The sequence below is a fragment of the Arthrobacter rhamnosi genome (assembly GCF_054510975.1).
This window is the reverse complement of the sequence record NZ_JBTNDN010000001.1, coordinates 759,439-773,859: the sequence shown is the minus strand read 5'-3', so window position 1 is coordinate 773,859 and position 14,421 is coordinate 759,439. Positions and strand designations below refer to the sequence as shown.

Here is a 14,421-nt window from a genome sequence, read left to right as displayed (position 1 = left end):
CGGAGGTCACAGGAGTTGCTCCCCTCTCAGGACCGATGTGATGAAGTCGCTCGACGACCCGGGAGTGCTCTCGGGATCGACGGCGGCGGGCGGCGCCCAGGTCTGCTGGATGCCGGTGGAGACCTCGTTGTAGAACGGTGTCTGCGGACGGGGTGCTGCGAGCTGGAGCGAGTCCCTGATCGTTCCGGCCATGGGGAAGGATTCCTCGACGCGGGGGTCCTCGTAGGCCTCGGTGTTCGATGGCGGGTTGCCGTTGGTCACGAAATATTCCGCCTGGTTCTCGACCGAGACGATGCACTGGATCGCCTCGTAGGCCAGCTCGGGGTTGCTGCTCTCGGCGCCGACGCCGAGGTTGATGCCCCCGAGTGGCGGTGCGGACTCCTGGTCGGCCGTCATCCGTGGGTAGACGCTCCAGGCGATGTCGTCGAGGACCGCCTTGTCGACCGTCCCGGCCTCGACGGCGCCGGAGGTGGCCGGCCAGACGAACGGCCAATTCACCATGAAGGAGCCGGAGTCACCCTGGAAGCCGATGAGGGATTCGTTCTCCGCCTGCGTGGGGAGACCCGGGCCGCCCAGCCCGTCCTTGCCGATCGTCGAGATCACCTCGGCCGCCGCGATGCCGGCGTCGGAGTCGAGGCCGAGTTCGATCGTGTCCGCTGTGGCCTCGGGATCGACGATGATGGAGCCGCCCGCCGACTCGATGAGCGCGTTCACCCACACCGTCATCGATTCCGCCGAGGCCCCCTGCACCCCGAGCGTCTTCTCCTGGGCTCTGGCGGCCTCCATGATCTGCTCCCAGGTCACGGGCTTGGACATGTCCAGGCCCGCTGCCTCGGCGACCGACTTGCGGTACCAGAGGATCTGCGTGTTGGCCCAGAACGGCACGGTGACGAGTTCGTCCTTCCAGGTGGCCCCGTCGAGGGCACCCTCGACGACGTTTTCCGTGGTGGCCTGGGCTACGTCCTCCGGGACCGGCGCCAGGAAGCCCGGTTCGGCCAGTTCGGGGATGAAGGGGGGATCGAGGCTCAGGATGTCGAGCGACGAATCTCCCGCAGCCAGGCGGCGTGCGAGCTGCTCACGCTGCGAGGCGGCGTCGGTCGGGAGGAGCGAGGTTTCGATGCGGTAGCGGCCACCCGACTCGTCGCTGCACTTCTGGGCGATGGCGGCCTGGCCTCCCGCGTCGGGATTGATGTACCAGGTGAGCGTGTTGTCCGCCTGGGCCGGACCGCACCCGCTCATGGCCAGCGTCCCCATCATCAGGCCCGCCACGACGGCGGCCTTCGGGCGGTTCTTCGCGTCCCTGCGTGTTCTTCGATTCAGCGGCATCCGTACCGAGCCTCCACATCCTTGTAGACAACCCGGCTGGCGATTCGATCGAATCGACAGCCTAAGCATGCTTCCTTTTTGACCCTATTCCTAGACGGCCGAAACCGCTAGACAGCCAGCTTACTGTCTCGCGGCGGACAGGGGGCCGGAGGGAGGGGCCAGGGTCGGAGGGAAGGGTTCAGGCGGAGACGGTGGAGTTGTCCAGTGCGAAGGGAGGGCGTTTCACGTCGCCCAGGACCGCCTCTGCCGGATCGGAGCCGAGCTCCACGATGCGGTTCCCGGCATCCACGTGGACGACGGTGGGGACGAAGGCTCGCGCTTCCTCGGTGGTCATCTGCGCGTAGGTGATCAGGATGACGAGGTCTCCGCGCTGCACCAGGTGCGCCGCGGCACCGTTGATGCCGACAACGCCCGATCCCCGCTCACCGGCGATGGTGTAGGTCTCGAGACGCGCGCCGTTGGTGATGTCCACGATCGACACGAGCTCGCCGGGCAGGATGTCGGCGGCGTCGAGCAGGTCGAGATCCACGGTCACGGACCCTACGTAGTGCAGGTCGGCGTGGGTGACCGTGGCGCGGTGGATCTTCGACTTGAACATTGAGCGATTCATCGCTTCAAGGATACTGCGGAACGCAGGCCGTCAGCAGGGCGGAGGAGGTGGCCTCGAGCACACGGGAGAGCCACCGGAAGCTCCACGGAGGGGAGCGGAGAGCGGGCGACGGGAATCGAACCCGCGTATCGAGCTTGGGAAGCTAGCGCTCTACCATTGAGCTACGCCCGCAGTGCGGTTGGACCGCTCCATCACCTTACAACAGATCGTCCGGCTTCCCGGGATCGGCCGCCCGCGCCCGCTCGATCAGCTCCCTCCACGGGTCATCGAGCCGGTTCTCGGAGAGGTGCACCTCGGTGTACCCGATGGAGATCCTGTAGGTGAAGCTGTCCCGATGCGACCCGGACTCCACGCCGCTGCCACCGGCCTCGGCCTCCGCGAGCGGCAGCCAGCGCTCTTCGGCCTCGGTCCGGCTGACCTCGAGGGTCCAGGTCCGGGTGAGCCCGGCAAAACCGCCGGAGCGGGTGATCTCGATCCTCACACCGGCACGCCGACCCGCGACCAGGCGTCGGCCACCGCATCGGCCTCGCGGCTGTCGAGGCCGAAACGCTTTCCGGCGGCATCCTGCGTGGCCTTCGCGAAGGTGGGGAAGTCGCAGTTCGGGGGGATGCCGCCGGTGAGGACGGCGTCGTACCAGATGCGCCCCGCGTCCTTCCAGGCCGGGCCGCCGAGGGCGGTGGCCGTGAGGTAGAAGGCGTGGTTGGGGATCCCGGAGTTGATGTGGACCCCGCCGTTGTCCGACGCCGTCTCCACGTAGTCGGCCATCGTGGCAGGTTGCGGGTCCTTGCCGAGGACGTCGTCGTCGTAGGCCGTGCCGGGCGCCGCGAGGGAGCGCAGCGCCTTCCCCTCCACGTCCGCGGTGAAGATGCCCGCACCCACGAGCCAGGAGGCGGCAGCGGCATCCTGCCCGAGAGCGCGCTGTTCGACGAGGACGCCGAACACATCGGACAGCGACTCGTTGAGCGCACCGGACTGGCCCTGGTACTCGAGGTTGGTGGTGTACTGCGTGAAGCCATGCGTGAGCTCGTGGCTGATCACCGTCAGGGACGCCGTGAAGCGGCCGAAGATCTCTCCGTCGCCGTCCCCGAAGACCATGCGCCCGCCGTCCCAGAAGGCGTTGTCGTAGTCGGTGCCGTAGTGCACCGTGGCCTCCAGCGGCTTGCCGGCGCCGTCGACCGACGACCTGCCGTACTCCTCGCTGAACAGCCGGTACGTGGCACCGAGGCCGTCGTAGGCCTCATCCGCGGCGGCGTCCCCCGTCGCCGGCGCCCCTTCGGCCCGCACCGGGGTCCCCGGGAGCTCCTCCCGGCCGCCGGCGTCGGAGATGCGCCGTATCAGGGTCCCGGCGACAGCCGAGCCGCGGTGGACCGGGGCGCGGAGGGCCTCCGAACGGACCTGCAGGACGGGGTCGAGCTCGAGCAGTGCATGGCGTGCCGCGCGGGCCGTGACCGAGAGCCGCGGATCACGGAGCGCGGCGAGTCGGGTGAGAAGGTGCGGCGGGACGATGCCGCAGTGGATTCGGTGCATGGGCCTCCTTGGATGCGTTCCAACGTAGCCGCGCGGACCGACAATCCGGGGACGTAGGCTTGCCGCATGAGTGTCGAGCGCAACACCCGCGACCTGGAGCAGGGTATCGAGCGGGACTTCTCGGACAAGATGAGCTACGGGTCCTACCTGGGGCTCGACAGGCTGCTCGACGCGCAGCACCCCGTGAGCTCGCCGGAGCATCACGACGAGATGCTGTTCATCATCCAGCACCAGACCTCGGAGCTGTGGCTCAAGCTCGTGCTGCACGAGCTCCGCGCCGTGCGCCTCCACCTCCAGGGGGACGACCTGCGGGCCGCGATGAAGGGCATCGCGCGCATCAAGCACATCCAGCGCTCGCTGACCGAGCAGTGGTCCGTCCTGGCGACCCTCACGCCGTCCGAGTACGCGGAGTTCCGCGGGGACCTCGGGTCCTCGAGCGGCTTCCAGTCCTACCAGTACCGCGCCGTCGAGTTCCTGCTCGGCAACAAGAACGCCGCCATGATCGAGGTGTTCGACGCCGATCCGGCGGCTCGCGACCTGCTCGCGCAGCTGCTGGGGACGAGCAGCGTGTACGACGAGTTCATCGCGCTCCTTGCGCGGCGGGGCTACGCCATCCCCGATGAGCTCCTGGGGCGGGACGTCACGGTGGCGCACGAGTTCACCCCGGCCCTCGTCGCCGTCTACAAGCAGGTGTACGAGGACGCCGCCGGCCACTGGGACATCTACGAGGCATGCGAGGAACTCGTGGACCTCGAGGACAACTTCCAACTGTGGCGGTTCCGGCACCTGAGGACCGTCGCGCGGACCATCGGGTTCAAGGCCGGGACGGGAGGCTCCTCCGGCGTCGGCTTCCTGCAGCGTGCGCTCGAGCTCACGTTCTTCCCCGAACTCTTCGCCGTGCGCACCGAGATCGGGCGCTGAACCGGGTCCTGCAGGACTGGTAGTTTTGGACGGTGCTGATCTCAGACCGCGACATCCGAGCAGAACTGGCCGCCCAGCGGATCGTCCTCGAACCGCACGACCCCGCGATGGTGCAGCCCTCCAGCGTCGATGTCCGGATCGACCGCTACTTCCGCCTCTTCGACAACCACAAGTACGCGCACATCGACCCCGCCGAGGACCAGCCGGACCTCACGCGCCTGGTCGAGGTGGCCCGGGACGAGCCGTTCATCCTCCACCCCGGCGAGTTCGTCCTCGGGTCCACCTACGAGACGGTGACCCTCCCCGACGACATCGCCGCACGGCTCGAGGGCAAGTCGTCACTGGGCCGGCTGGGACTGCTGACGCACTCCACCGCGGGGTTCATCGATCCCGGGTTCTCCGGCCATGTGACCCTCGAGCTCTCCAACATGGCGACCCTGCCGATCAAGCTGTGGCCGGGGTCGAAGATCGGGCAGCTGTGCTTCTTCAAGCTGACCTCCCCGGCGGAGCACCCCTACGGTTCGGGCGAGTACGGCAACCGGTACCAGGGCCAGCGGGGCCCGACGGCGTCGCGCAGCCACCTCAACTTCCACCGGACGGACATCTGACGCCCCGTCCCCTGACGGGGCCGTCCGGCCGCGGGATCAGGCCTCGGGCACGACGGCGCGCACCACGCGGGAGGGCGGCCGGACCGGCAGCAGGACGAGGAGCCCGGCGAGCAGGACCACGAGGATGCCGACCACGCCGTAGAGCTGCGAGCCGAAGATCCCGATGCAGAGGGCGAAGAGCGTCGGGGCCAGGAAGCTCACGGCGCGGCCCGTGGTCGCGTAGAGGCCGAACAGCTCGCCCTCGTCCCCCACGGGTGCGAGGCGTGCCAGGTAGGCCCGGGACGATGCCTGGGCTGGCCCGACGAACAGGGTGAGCAGCAGCCCGAAGACCCAGAAGGTCGTGTCCGAGGTCCACTCCATGCCGATGAAGGAATACGTTCCCGTGCCGAGCAGGAGGATCGCCGTCCCGGCGACCAGCAGCCCCACCAGGGCACCCGTGATGACGCGTTTCGGTCCGATCCGGTCATCGAGGAAGCCGCCGATCACGGCACCTGCGGCGGCGATGACGTTCGCCGTGATCGCGAAGACGATCACCTTGCTCGCGGAGAACCCGAAGGCGCCTGCGGCGAGGATGCCTCCGAAGGTGAACACCGCGGCCAGGCCGTCCCGGAAGATGGCGCTGGCCAGTAGGAAGTAGATCGTGTGGGGGCTCTCCCGGTAGATGGCCTTCACGCGCCGCACCAGCAGCCCGTACGAGGCGAGGAATCCGAGCTGCGCCGCGCGGGTCCTGCGCGGGACCTCCGGGACGGCGAACATCACCGGAAGCGCGAAGGCCGCGAACCACAGCGCCGAGAAGACGGCCACCAGCCGGATGTTCAGGCCGTTGTCGCTCGAGGCACCCGGCCAGTCGACCACCGGCTGGATGAACACGACGAGGACCACCACGAGCGCCACGATGCCGCCCACATAGCCCATCGCCCAGCCGAACCCGCTGACCCGGCCGATCGTGGCCGGCGTCGAGATCTGGGTCAGCATCGCGTTGTAGTTCACCCCGGCGAACTCGAAGAAGATGTTGGCGGCGGCGATGAGTGCCACGCCGAGGAGCAGCATCCCGGGGCTCGGGAACACAAAGAAACACAGGCCGGTGAGCACGGCGACGATGAGGCTATTCACGCCGAGCCAGAGCTTCCGGCGGCCTCCGCTGTCGGAGCGCTGCCCGGTGACAGGGGCGAGGAGGGCGATCAGCAGGCCCGCGACGGCGAGGCCCCACCCGAGTACCTGCGAGGCGCGTTCCTCCCCGCCGAACGCCTCCGACGTGAGGTACACCGTGAACACGAACGTGGTCATGACCGCGTTGAAGGCGGCCGAGCCCCAGTCCCAGGAGGCCCACGCGAGGACGGGCTTGCTGAAGATGCGGCCGGAGCCGACCGCCGGAAGGGGTGCGGGGGCTTCCGCGGGCTGCGGACGCTGCTCGTGGGTACTCATAGGGTGAATGCTAGCGCCGTACGACGCCCATTCCGCCTGACCCGTCGCGGTGCGCGGAGTGGCGGTTCGGGCGGCGGTTCGGGCGTCCGGAGGGGAGGCCCGGGGAGGCCGAAGGGGAGGGCCGGGGGAGGCCGGGGACAGGTCGGAGGGAATCCTTCGGTAGACTGGCAGGAGCCCGACCGACCCCCAGCGGAAGATCGAGACTCCCATGCTCACCGTGCTCATCGCGATGTTCGCGCTGGCACTTGGAGCGCCTGTCCTCTTTTCCCGGCTCGGCAGATCGGCGTTCTTCGTCTTGGCCGCCGCACCCGCCACGGGCTTCGCCTGGCTCCTCCTCCAGCTGCCGGCGGTCCTGGCAGCCGATCAGGAGGCTCTTGCCGGGCCCCGCGCTCCGCCGTCGGTGGTCATCCCCTGGATCCCGACCCTGCAGCTCGAGCTGGCCTTCCGGCTCGATGCGCTGGCCGCGGTGCTCTGCATCCTGATCCTCGGTGTCGGGGCGCTCGTGCTCTTCTACTGCGCGCGCTACTTCAAGAACGACGATCCGGACGTGGGCGCGTTCGGCGCGCAGCTCCTGGCCTTCGCGGCGTCCATGGTCGGGCTGGTCACGGCCGACGACCTGATCCTGATGTTCATCTTCTGGGAACTGACCACGATCCTGTCCTACCTGCTCATCGGCTACGCGCGCCACCGCCTGTCGGCTCGGCGCTCGGCCCTGCAGGCACTGATCGTCACGACCCTGGGCGGCCTGGCCATGCTCGTGGGCCTCGTGATGCTCGGCCAGGAAGCCGGAACCTACCGGATCTCCGAGATCCTCGCCGGTGCCGGGTCCCTCGTGGCGCGCGGGACACTCGTCGACGTGGCGATCGGGCTGGTGCTGGTCGGGGCCATCACCAAGTCCGCGCTCGTGCCCTTCCACTTCTGGCTGCCCGGCGCGATGGCGGCACCCACGCCCGTCAGCGCCTACCTCCACGCCGCGGCGATGGTGAAGGCCGGCGTCTTCCTCGTGGCGCGCTTCGCCCCGGGATTCTCCGACACCGCCCTGTGGTACCCCGTGATCCTCCTCCTCGGCATGGCGACGATGTTGCTCGGCGGGTGGCGCGCCCTGCGCCAGTTCGACCTCAAGCTCGTCCTCGCCTACGGGACGGTGAGCCAGCTCGGATTCCTGACGATGGTCGTGGGACTCGGCGGGCGCGACGGGGCCGTGGCCGGCCTCGGCCTGCTCCTCGCCCACGGCTTCTTCAAGGCGACGCTCTTCCTGGTGGTCGGCATCATCGACCACCACTCGGGCACGCGGGACCTCCGGGTGCTGTCCGGGATCGGAGGCTCCTCACCCGTCCTCTTCGTCGTCGCGCTGGTAGCCGCCGGGTCCATGGCGGGCATTCCGCCACTGCTGGGTTTCGTCGCGAAGGAGTCGGTGTTCGAGGCCTTCGCGCACCGTGCGGAGGACGGCGTCGCCGGGGTACTCCTGCTGGGCGGGATCGTGCTCGGTTCCATCCTGACCTTCGCCTACAGCGCCCGGTTCGTCTGGGGTGCCTTCGCGCTGAAGCACGGCGGGCCGCGGACGGCCTTCGAGCCGGTCCGGGCCTCCTTCCTGCTGGCACCCGCCGTGCTCGCCGCCGCCTCCGTGCTGTTCGGGATCTGGCCGGCCCCGCTCGACGCCGCGATCCAGCCCTATGCCGCGCTCTTCGCCGGCGGCGGCACACCGCACCTCGCCCTGTGGCACGGATTCAACCTGCCCCTGCTGCTGTCGGTCGTCACCATCGTGGCCGGCGTCGCACTCCACCTCCTGCGCGTTCCCGTCGAACGGGTGCAGGCCGGGGTGCCGTCCGTGCGGGAGGCCGAGGCGGTCTACCGCTCCACCGTCGGGGTGCTCGACGACGTCGCCGTCTGGGTCACCGGGCGCACCCAGCGCGGCTCGCTGTCCTTCTACCTCTTCGTCATCCTGGCCACAGCCGTCGTCACCCCGCTGACCGCCCTGATCCTGTTCGATGCTCCGCTGCCCTCGGACTTCCGCATCGCGGAGTCCCCGGCGCAGGTCGTCGCCGCGGCTGTCATCCTGGCGGGCCTCCTCGCGGCGCTGCGGGCGGACAAGCGGTTCATGGCCGTCCTGATGGTCGGCATCACCGGCTACGGCATGGCGGTCATCTACGCCCTCCACGGTGCGCCCGATCTCGCGCTCACCCAGATGCTCGTCGAGACCATCGTGCTCGTCGCGTTCGTGCTCGCCCTGCGCTCACTGCCGGCCCGGCTGTGGAACCGCGAGGAGACCCGGCACCGGCTCCTCCGCGCCGCGCTGGGGATAGCGTTCGGCGGCATCATGGCGATCATCGCGATGTCGGCCATGGCATCGAGGACCGCGGCGCCCATCTCACTCGCCTACCCCGAGCTGGCCTACAGGGACGGCGGGGGAGCCAACGCCGTCAACGTCCTGCTCGTGGACATCCGCGCGTGGGACACCCTCGGCGAGATCACGGTCCTGGCGACAGCCGCCACGGGAATCGCCAGCCTCATCTTCATCCGCGGCCGCGGGGACAAGCGGCGCCGGGCCGACGGCGTGGAGGACGGATCGGTCGACCGGGGGCAGGAGCCCCTGCACGGCCGCGAGCACGCTGCACGGACCCTGGCGGCACAATTCGCCGCCGTCGCCCGGGACCCCTGGCTCGTCGCCGGACGGACCCTCGCGCCGGAGCGCCGTTCCATCATCTTCGAGGTCATCACGCGGCTGCTCTTCCACACGATCATCGTGCTGTCGATCTACCTGCTGATCGCCGGCCACAACCTGCCGGGCGGCGGCTTCGCCGGCGGGCTGATGGCAGGCCTCGCCCTCGCCATCCGCTACCTCGCCGGCGGACGGTTCGAGCTCGCCGAGGCCAGCCCGGTCAGTGCCGGGGCCTTGCTCGGCGTCGGGCTCGCCATCGTCTCCCTCACGGCGGCAGCGCCGCTGCTGGTCGGCGGCGAGGTCCTCGAGAGCTACATCCTCGAATTCTGGCTGCCGGTCTTCGGTGACGTGAAGTTCGTGACGTCCACCATCTTCGACATCGGGGTGTACATCATCGTCGTGGGCCTCGTCCTGGACGTCCTCCGGAGCCTCGGGTCGGAGATCGACGAGCGCAGCGAGGCCGATCGCCCCGTCGAGGAAGAGGCCGGGCCCGATGCCCTCGTCCCGCCCGCCACCGAAGGAGTCCGGCCATGACGGTCAACATCACGCTCATCGTGCTCATGGCCGCACTGTTCGCCGCCGGGATCTACCTGCTGCTCGAACGCAGCCTGACCCGGGTGCTCCTCGGCCTGATCCTCATGGGGAACGGGGCCAACATCCTCATCCTGGCCATGAGTGGAGGCGGCGGGAAGTCCCCCCTCTACGTCGCGGGGACGGCGGCGGAGGACTACACCGACAGCCTGCCGCAGGCCCTGATCCTCACGGCGATCGTCATCACGTTCGCCGTCACCGCGTTCATGCTCGGCATCATCTACCGGTCGTGGGTGCTGGGCCGGGAGGACGACGTCCAGGACGACCCGGAGGACCGCCGCGTCGCCGACCAGGACAGCTACGACTACGAGGACGACGCCGACATCGCCGCAGACACCTCCGAGTTCCCCGGCGACGACGAACGCCCGGCGGACCGGCACGACCCCGCCGGCCGCACCGCCGGGCCGGGGGGTGCGCGATGATCGCGGCCGACCTCGCTCCGCTCGCCGTCGTCCTGCCGTTCCTCGGAGCGGCCGTCACCTTCATCCTCATCCGGCACGCGCGGGCACAGCGGGCCGTGAGCATCACGACGCTCAGCGTCACCCTGTTCATCGAGGTCGGGATGCTCCTCGCCGCGCCCGGCGCCGGGACGCACGCCGTGACGCTCGGCGGGTGGCAGCCCCCGTTCGGCATCGTGCTGGTGGTGGACCAGTTCTCGGCCCTCATGCTGGTGGTGTCGTCCGCCGTCAGCCTCGCCGTCCTGATCTATGCCGCGGGGCAGGGGATGACGGACGGCGACGAGGAAGGGCCGGTGTCGATCTTCCATCCCACCTACCTCATCCTCGTCGCCGGGGTGTCCAACGCCTTCCTGACGGGTGACCTGTTCAACCTGTACGTGGGCTTCGAGATCCTCCTCACCTCGAGCTACGTCCTCATGACCCTCGGCGGCACCGCGCCCCGGATCCGGGCCGGTGTGACGTACGTGGTCGTGAGCGTGGTGTCCTCGATGCTGTTCCTGATCGCCATCGCGATGATCTACGGCGCGACCGGCACCATCACCATGGCCGATCTGGCGGTCCGGCTGGAGGACGTGGATCCGGCCACGCAGATGGTGCTCCACCTGATGCTGCTCGTGGCCTTCGGCATCAAGGCCGCCGTCTTCCCGCTCTCCTTCTGGCTGCCGGACTCCTATCCGACGGCACCCGCGCCCGTCACAGCGGTGTTCGCCGGGCTGCTGACCAAGGTCGGCGTCTACGCCATGGTCCGCGTCGAGACACTGCTCTTCCCGGGGGACCGCATCAACTCCCTCCTGATGGTGGTCGCGCTGCTGACGATGGTCGTGGGGATCCTCGGTGCGCTGGCACAGTCGGACATCAAGAGGCTCCTGTCCTTCACCCTCGTCAGCCACATCGGGTACATGGTCTTCGGGCTGGCCATCTCCACCCGCCTCGGACTCGGCGCAGCTGTCTACTACGTGGCCCACCACATCACCGTCCAGACGAGCCTCTTCCTCGTCACAGGACTGATCGAGCGCCGAGGCGGAACGGCCAACGTGGACCGCCTCGGCGGCCTCGCGAAGCTGTCGCCGCTCCTGGGGGTCCTCTTCTTCCTCCCGGCCATGAACCTCGCGGGCATCCCGCCGTTCTCGGGGTTCCTCGGGAAGCTCGGACTCATCCAGGCGGGCATCGAACTCGGGACCCCGCTCGCCTATGTCCTGGTGGCCGGAGGAGTGGTCACGAGCCTGCTGACGCTCCTGGTGATGGCCCGGGTCTGGAACCGGGCGTTCTGGCGGAGCCCGGCGGACGCGGAGGATCCCGATCCGATCCTCCTGGCGAGCACGGCGGACGGCTCCGGCGTGGGGACGTCCCATCGCGTCACCGGCGAGGACACGGGGCGTTTTGCCGGCAAGGACCCGGTGACACTCCTGCCCGGCACCATGACGGGGCCCACGATCGGCCTCGTGGCGCTCGGGCTGGCGCTGACCCTCCTCGCCGGTCCACTTTTCACGCTCAGCGACGATGCGGCCTCCGAGATGCTGGACCGCACCCCGTACATCGAAGCGGTCCTGGGAACGGGGGCGGACGGGTGACCCGGCAGCGCATACCGCTCATCACCGAGCTCCCCCTCGTCGTCTGGCTCGTCCTCGTCTGGGGTGCCCTGTGGCAGGATTTCGGCCCGGGCAACCTCGTCTTCGGTGCCCTCATCGCCTACGCCGTGGTGAATTTCTTCTACCTGCCTCCCGTCGAACTCACGGGCCGCTTCAACGTGCTGTGGGTGGTGCCGTTCCTCGGCCGGTTCCTGTACGAACTCGTCACGGCCAGCCTTCAGGTGTTCTGGCTCGCCGTGAGCAAGGGGCCGTCGCTGCGGAACGCCGTCGTCGCCGTGGAACTGCGCAGCTCCTCGGACTTCCTCGTCACGGCCACGGGTCACGCGATCTCGCTCATTCCGGGCTCCCTCGTCCTGGAGGTGGACCGTTCCACGTCGACGCTCTACCTGCACTGCCTGAACGTGACGGACGACGCGGGCGCCGACGCGATCCGCCGGAATGTCCGTGCGACGGAAGCCTGGCTGATCCGGATCATGGGAAGCAGCACCGACCTGGCGGCACTCCGGACCGAGGAGGCGCGGAGATGACGGTGGTGGAATATGTGGTCGGAGGAATACTTGCCGTCGGGGCTGCCCTCGCGTTGTACCGGGCCGTGCGGGGCCCGTCGATCCTCGACCGCGTCCTGGCGCTCGATGTCGTCCTCGCCATCATCGGTGCGGCGCTGGTGCTGAACATGGTCGTGCACGGACACCTCGACAACCTGATCCTGCTCGTCGCGATCTCACTGATCGGGTTCGTCGGCTCGGTGACCGTGGCCCGTTTCGTGACGGACAGGAAGTAGCGCCATGGCCGACGTCGTCGTCTCCGTCCTGCTGGTCGCAGGAGCGCTCCTGTCCCTCGCTGCGGGCATCGGCCTGGTGCGCTTCCCCGACCTGCTCTCGCGCATGCATGCCGCGACCAAGCCGCAGGTCCTCGGGCTCCTGCTCTTCCTTCTGGCGCTCGCGGTCGAGTCCGGGAACTGGGTGCTCGTGCCGCTGCTGGTGCTGTGCTGGCTGTTCCAGCTGCTGACGAGCCCCGTCTCGGCGCACATGGTCGGCCGTGCCGGATACCGTACCCGGCACCTCCGGCGCGATCTGCTCACACTGGACGAGCTCGACGACGTCGTGGTGCGGGCGGCGGACGACCGCGACGGGCCTTCGCAGCCGGACGGTGGCGGACGCGGCGGCGGGCAGGGGACCGGCGACGCGACCTGAGCTTCTCCTGCGCACCGCGATCCTCGGCGTCATTCCGCCCGCACCAGGTGGTCACGTCCGGGCCCGGACGGTAAGCTTGCTTCCAATCGAGGAGCGGTGACGAGTGAGGCTGGTTTCGGAGTCGGATGAGCGGCAGCGGGTCGCCGTGGTCATCGAGGACGACGCCGACATCCGTCAGTTGCTCGTCATCATCCTGTCCTCGCGGAACTTCGAGGTGCACGAGGCCGTCACGGGCGCCGAGGGGCAGCGCCTCCTGGACGCCGTCGATCCCTCACTCGTCACCCTGGACCTCAATCTCCCGGACGTGGACGGCATCGATCTCTGCGGCCGGCTCCGGGCCGATTCGGACGCGCACATCCTGACGATCTCGGCCCGGCCCCCTCAACTCACCGAGGAACAGTGCCTCGCGGCCGGGTCGGACCACTTCATGGCGAAGCCCTTCAGCCCGCGTGTCCTCGGTGCCTACCTCGACGGCGTCTTTCCGCGCGAGGGTGCCGCCTAGGCGCCGTCGCGCTCGGGACCGGTCGACAGCAAGGGAGCGGGGACCCCTCGGGGAGACCCCGGGCAGCGCTAGGCGGAGCGCCGGGTGGGCGAGATGACCCGGATGACCGCGGAGTCGTCCTCGGCGGCCAGTCCCTGCGCCTGGCCCAGCAGGTAGAGCTGTTCCGCGGCGGCGGCCACGGGAGCGGCCATCCCGGCGGCTCGGGTCGCCTTCCCCACGATGCCCATGTCCTTGACGAAGATGTCGAGGCGGCTGAGAACCTCTGCCCCCTCGTCCGAGTAGGCCTCGAGCATCCGCGGCCCCCGATTCGAGAGCATGAAGGACCCGGCTGCGCCGGCCTCGAGGGCGGCGAGGGTCCGGGCCGGATCGAGTCCGAGGGCGTCCGCGAGGGCCATCGCCTCGGCTGCGGCCGCGATGTGCACGCCGCACAGCAGCTGGTTGACGGTCTTGAGGGCCTGCCCGTCCCCGGGCTTGTCGCCGACGACGGTCAGGGTGGAGGCCAGGAGCTCGAGCACGGGACGTGCCGCTTCCAGAGCAGCAGGGTCCGCTCCCACCACGATCAGGAGGTCGCCCTCGCCGGCGCGCTTCGGGCCACCCGAGAGCGGTGCGTCGACCAGTGCGACACCGTAGCCCGCCAGTCGCTCCACGGTCGCCGGCACGGCATCGGTCCCCACGGTGCTGGTGAGGATGACGACGGACCCTTTCCGCAGGACGGAAGCCACTCCCGTCTCGCCGAACAGGACGTCGTCGAGCTGTTCGCCGTTGCGCACGGCGAGCAGCAGCGCGTCGGTACCGGTCGCTGCCTCCCGGGCGGAGGAGAACGTGCGGATTCCCGCCTCCCGGGCCAGTGCGAGCCTCGGCTCGGCGATGTCGAAGCCGTGGACCGTGAGGCCGGTGGCCAGGCGTGTGGCCATCGGCAGGCCCATGGCGCCGAGGCCGAGGACTGTGACGGAGTAGCTGTCGGTCATGGGTATCGCCATCCAATGCTAGAGCGGGGGCTGCCGGGGGGGTA

15 protein-coding genes and 1 tRNA gene are annotated in these 14,421 nt (G+C 69.4%); 9 read left to right on the top strand and 7 right to left on the bottom strand.

Features of this window, described 5'->3' with window-relative positions:
* Positions 1-6 precede the first annotated feature (6 nt).
* The 5 genes from ACX80J_RS03595 to ACX80J_RS03575 all read right to left on the bottom strand — a co-directional run bounded on the left by ACX80J_RS03595 (position 7) and on the right by ACX80J_RS03575 (position 3,463).
* Complete coding sequence (locus ACX80J_RS03595) at positions 7-1,326, bottom strand: extracellular solute-binding protein (protein WP_459346836.1); 1,320 nt, start codon at positions 1,324-1,326, stop codon at positions 7-9.
* 178 nt (positions 1,327-1,504) lie between these two features.
* Positions 1,505-1,936 (bottom strand): aspartate 1-decarboxylase, encoded by a 432-nt coding sequence (gene panD, locus ACX80J_RS03590; RefSeq protein ID WP_459346835.1) that lies wholly within the window; start codon positions 1,934-1,936, stop codon positions 1,505-1,507.
* Positions 1,937-2,036: 100 nt separating this feature from the next.
* Positions 2,037-2,107 (bottom strand) — tRNA-Gly (locus ACX80J_RS03585).
* A 25-nt stretch (positions 2,108-2,132) separates the two neighbouring features.
* Positions 2,133-2,417, bottom strand: a complete 285-nt coding sequence (locus ACX80J_RS03580; protein WP_459346834.1) for a protealysin inhibitor emfourin — start codon at positions 2,415-2,417, stop codon at positions 2,133-2,135.
* Positions 2,414-3,463, bottom strand: a complete 1,050-nt coding sequence (locus tag ACX80J_RS03575; RefSeq protein WP_459346833.1) for a M4 family metallopeptidase — start codon at positions 3,461-3,463, stop codon at positions 2,414-2,416. The genes ACX80J_RS03580 and ACX80J_RS03575 overlap by 4 nt, the downstream gene beginning before the upstream one ends.
* A 66-nt stretch (positions 3,464-3,529) precedes the next feature.
* On the opposite strand from ACX80J_RS03575, the gene ACX80J_RS03570 reads away from it, so the two are divergent.
* Positions 3,530-4,384, top strand: coding sequence for a tryptophan 2,3-dioxygenase (locus tag ACX80J_RS03570; protein WP_459346832.1), 855 nt, complete (start codon positions 3,530-3,532; stop codon positions 4,382-4,384).
* Between the two features lie 32 nt (positions 4,385-4,416).
* The gene (gene dcd, locus ACX80J_RS03565; RefSeq protein WP_301225332.1) at positions 4,417-4,992 is read left to right on the top strand and encodes a dCTP deaminase; all 576 of its coding nucleotides are present in this window, start codon (positions 4,417-4,419) and stop codon (positions 4,990-4,992) included.
* A 36-nt stretch (positions 4,993-5,028) separates the two neighbouring features.
* Here dcd and ACX80J_RS03560 read toward each other — a convergent pair whose 3' ends face one another.
* Positions 5,029-6,417, bottom strand: coding sequence for an MFS transporter (locus ACX80J_RS03560; RefSeq protein ID WP_459346831.1), 1,389 nt, complete (start codon positions 6,415-6,417; stop codon positions 5,029-5,031).
* A 208-nt stretch (positions 6,418-6,625) separates the two neighbouring features.
* On the opposite strand from ACX80J_RS03560, the gene ACX80J_RS03555 reads away from it, so the two are divergent.
* The 7 genes from ACX80J_RS03555 (at position 6,626) to ACX80J_RS03525 (ending at position 13,409) form a co-directional block, all read left to right on the top strand.
* Complete coding sequence (locus tag ACX80J_RS03555) at positions 6,626-9,610, top strand: Na+/H+ antiporter subunit A (RefSeq protein ID WP_459346830.1); 2,985 nt, start codon at positions 6,626-6,628, stop codon at positions 9,608-9,610.
* The gene (locus ACX80J_RS03550; protein ID WP_459346829.1) at positions 9,607-10,089 is read left to right on the top strand and encodes a Na(+)/H(+) antiporter subunit C; all 483 of its coding nucleotides are present in this window, start codon (positions 9,607-9,609) and stop codon (positions 10,087-10,089) included. Before ACX80J_RS03555 ends, ACX80J_RS03550 begins: the two co-directional genes overlap by 4 nt.
* Positions 10,086-11,696, top strand: a complete 1,611-nt coding sequence (locus tag ACX80J_RS03545) for a Na+/H+ antiporter subunit D (protein ID WP_459346828.1) — start codon at positions 10,086-10,088, stop codon at positions 11,694-11,696. Before ACX80J_RS03550 ends, ACX80J_RS03545 begins: the two co-directional genes overlap by 4 nt.
* Entirely contained in the window at positions 11,693-12,241 is a 549-nt protein-coding gene (locus tag ACX80J_RS03540; protein ID WP_459346827.1) for a Na+/H+ antiporter subunit E, read from the top strand. Before ACX80J_RS03545 ends, ACX80J_RS03540 begins: the two co-directional genes overlap by 4 nt.
* Positions 12,238-12,495, top strand: coding sequence for a monovalent cation/H+ antiporter complex subunit F (locus ACX80J_RS03535; RefSeq protein WP_459346826.1), 258 nt, complete (start codon positions 12,238-12,240; stop codon positions 12,493-12,495). The genes ACX80J_RS03540 and ACX80J_RS03535 overlap by 4 nt, the downstream gene beginning before the upstream one ends.
* Positions 12,496-12,499: 4 nt before the next feature.
* Complete coding sequence (gene mnhG, locus ACX80J_RS03530; protein WP_459346825.1) at positions 12,500-12,907, top strand: monovalent cation/H(+) antiporter subunit G; 408 nt, start codon at positions 12,500-12,502, stop codon at positions 12,905-12,907.
* Between the two features lie 103 nt (positions 12,908-13,010).
* Entirely contained in the window at positions 13,011-13,409 is a 399-nt protein-coding gene (locus ACX80J_RS03525; protein WP_459346824.1) for a response regulator transcription factor, read from the top strand.
* Positions 13,410-13,477: 68 nt separating this feature from the next.
* Here ACX80J_RS03525 and ACX80J_RS03520 read toward each other — a convergent pair whose 3' ends face one another.
* On the bottom strand, positions 13,478-14,377 hold the full coding sequence (locus tag ACX80J_RS03520) for an NAD(P)-dependent oxidoreductase (protein ID WP_459346823.1): 900 nt from the start codon (positions 14,375-14,377) through the stop codon (positions 13,478-13,480).
* Between the last annotated feature and the right edge of the window lie 44 nt (positions 14,378-14,421).

Coding starts and splice junctions, on each gene's coding strand:
- ACX80J_RS03595 (WP_459346836.1), bottom strand. CDS start 1,326: ATGCCGCTGAATCGAAGAACACGCAGGGACGCGAAGAACCGCCCGAAG.
- panD (WP_459346835.1), bottom strand. CDS start 1,936: ATGAATCGCTCAATGTTCAAGTCGAAGATCCACCGCGCCACGGTCACC.
- ACX80J_RS03575 (WP_459346833.1), bottom strand. CDS start 3,463: ATGCACCGAATCCACTGCGGCATCGTCCCGCCGCACCTTCTCACCCGA.
- ACX80J_RS03570 (WP_459346832.1), top strand. CDS start 3,530: ATGAGTGTCGAGCGCAACACCCGCGACCTGGAGCAGGGTATCGAGCGG.
- ACX80J_RS03560 (WP_459346831.1), bottom strand. CDS start 6,417: ATGAGTACCCACGAGCAGCGTCCGCAGCCCGCGGAAGCCCCCGCACCC.
- ACX80J_RS03555 (WP_459346830.1), top strand. CDS start 6,626: ATGCTCACCGTGCTCATCGCGATGTTCGCGCTGGCACTTGGAGCGCCT.
- ACX80J_RS03550 (WP_459346829.1), top strand. CDS start 9,607: ATGACGGTCAACATCACGCTCATCGTGCTCATGGCCGCACTGTTCGCC.
- ACX80J_RS03545 (WP_459346828.1), top strand. CDS start 10,086: ATGATCGCGGCCGACCTCGCTCCGCTCGCCGTCGTCCTGCCGTTCCTC.
- ACX80J_RS03535 (WP_459346826.1), top strand. CDS start 12,238: ATGACGGTGGTGGAATATGTGGTCGGAGGAATACTTGCCGTCGGGGCT.
- mnhG (WP_459346825.1), top strand. CDS start 12,500: ATGGCCGACGTCGTCGTCTCCGTCCTGCTGGTCGCAGGAGCGCTCCTG.
- ACX80J_RS03520 (WP_459346823.1), bottom strand. CDS start 14,377: ATGACCGACAGCTACTCCGTCACAGTCCTCGGCCTCGGCGCCATGGGC.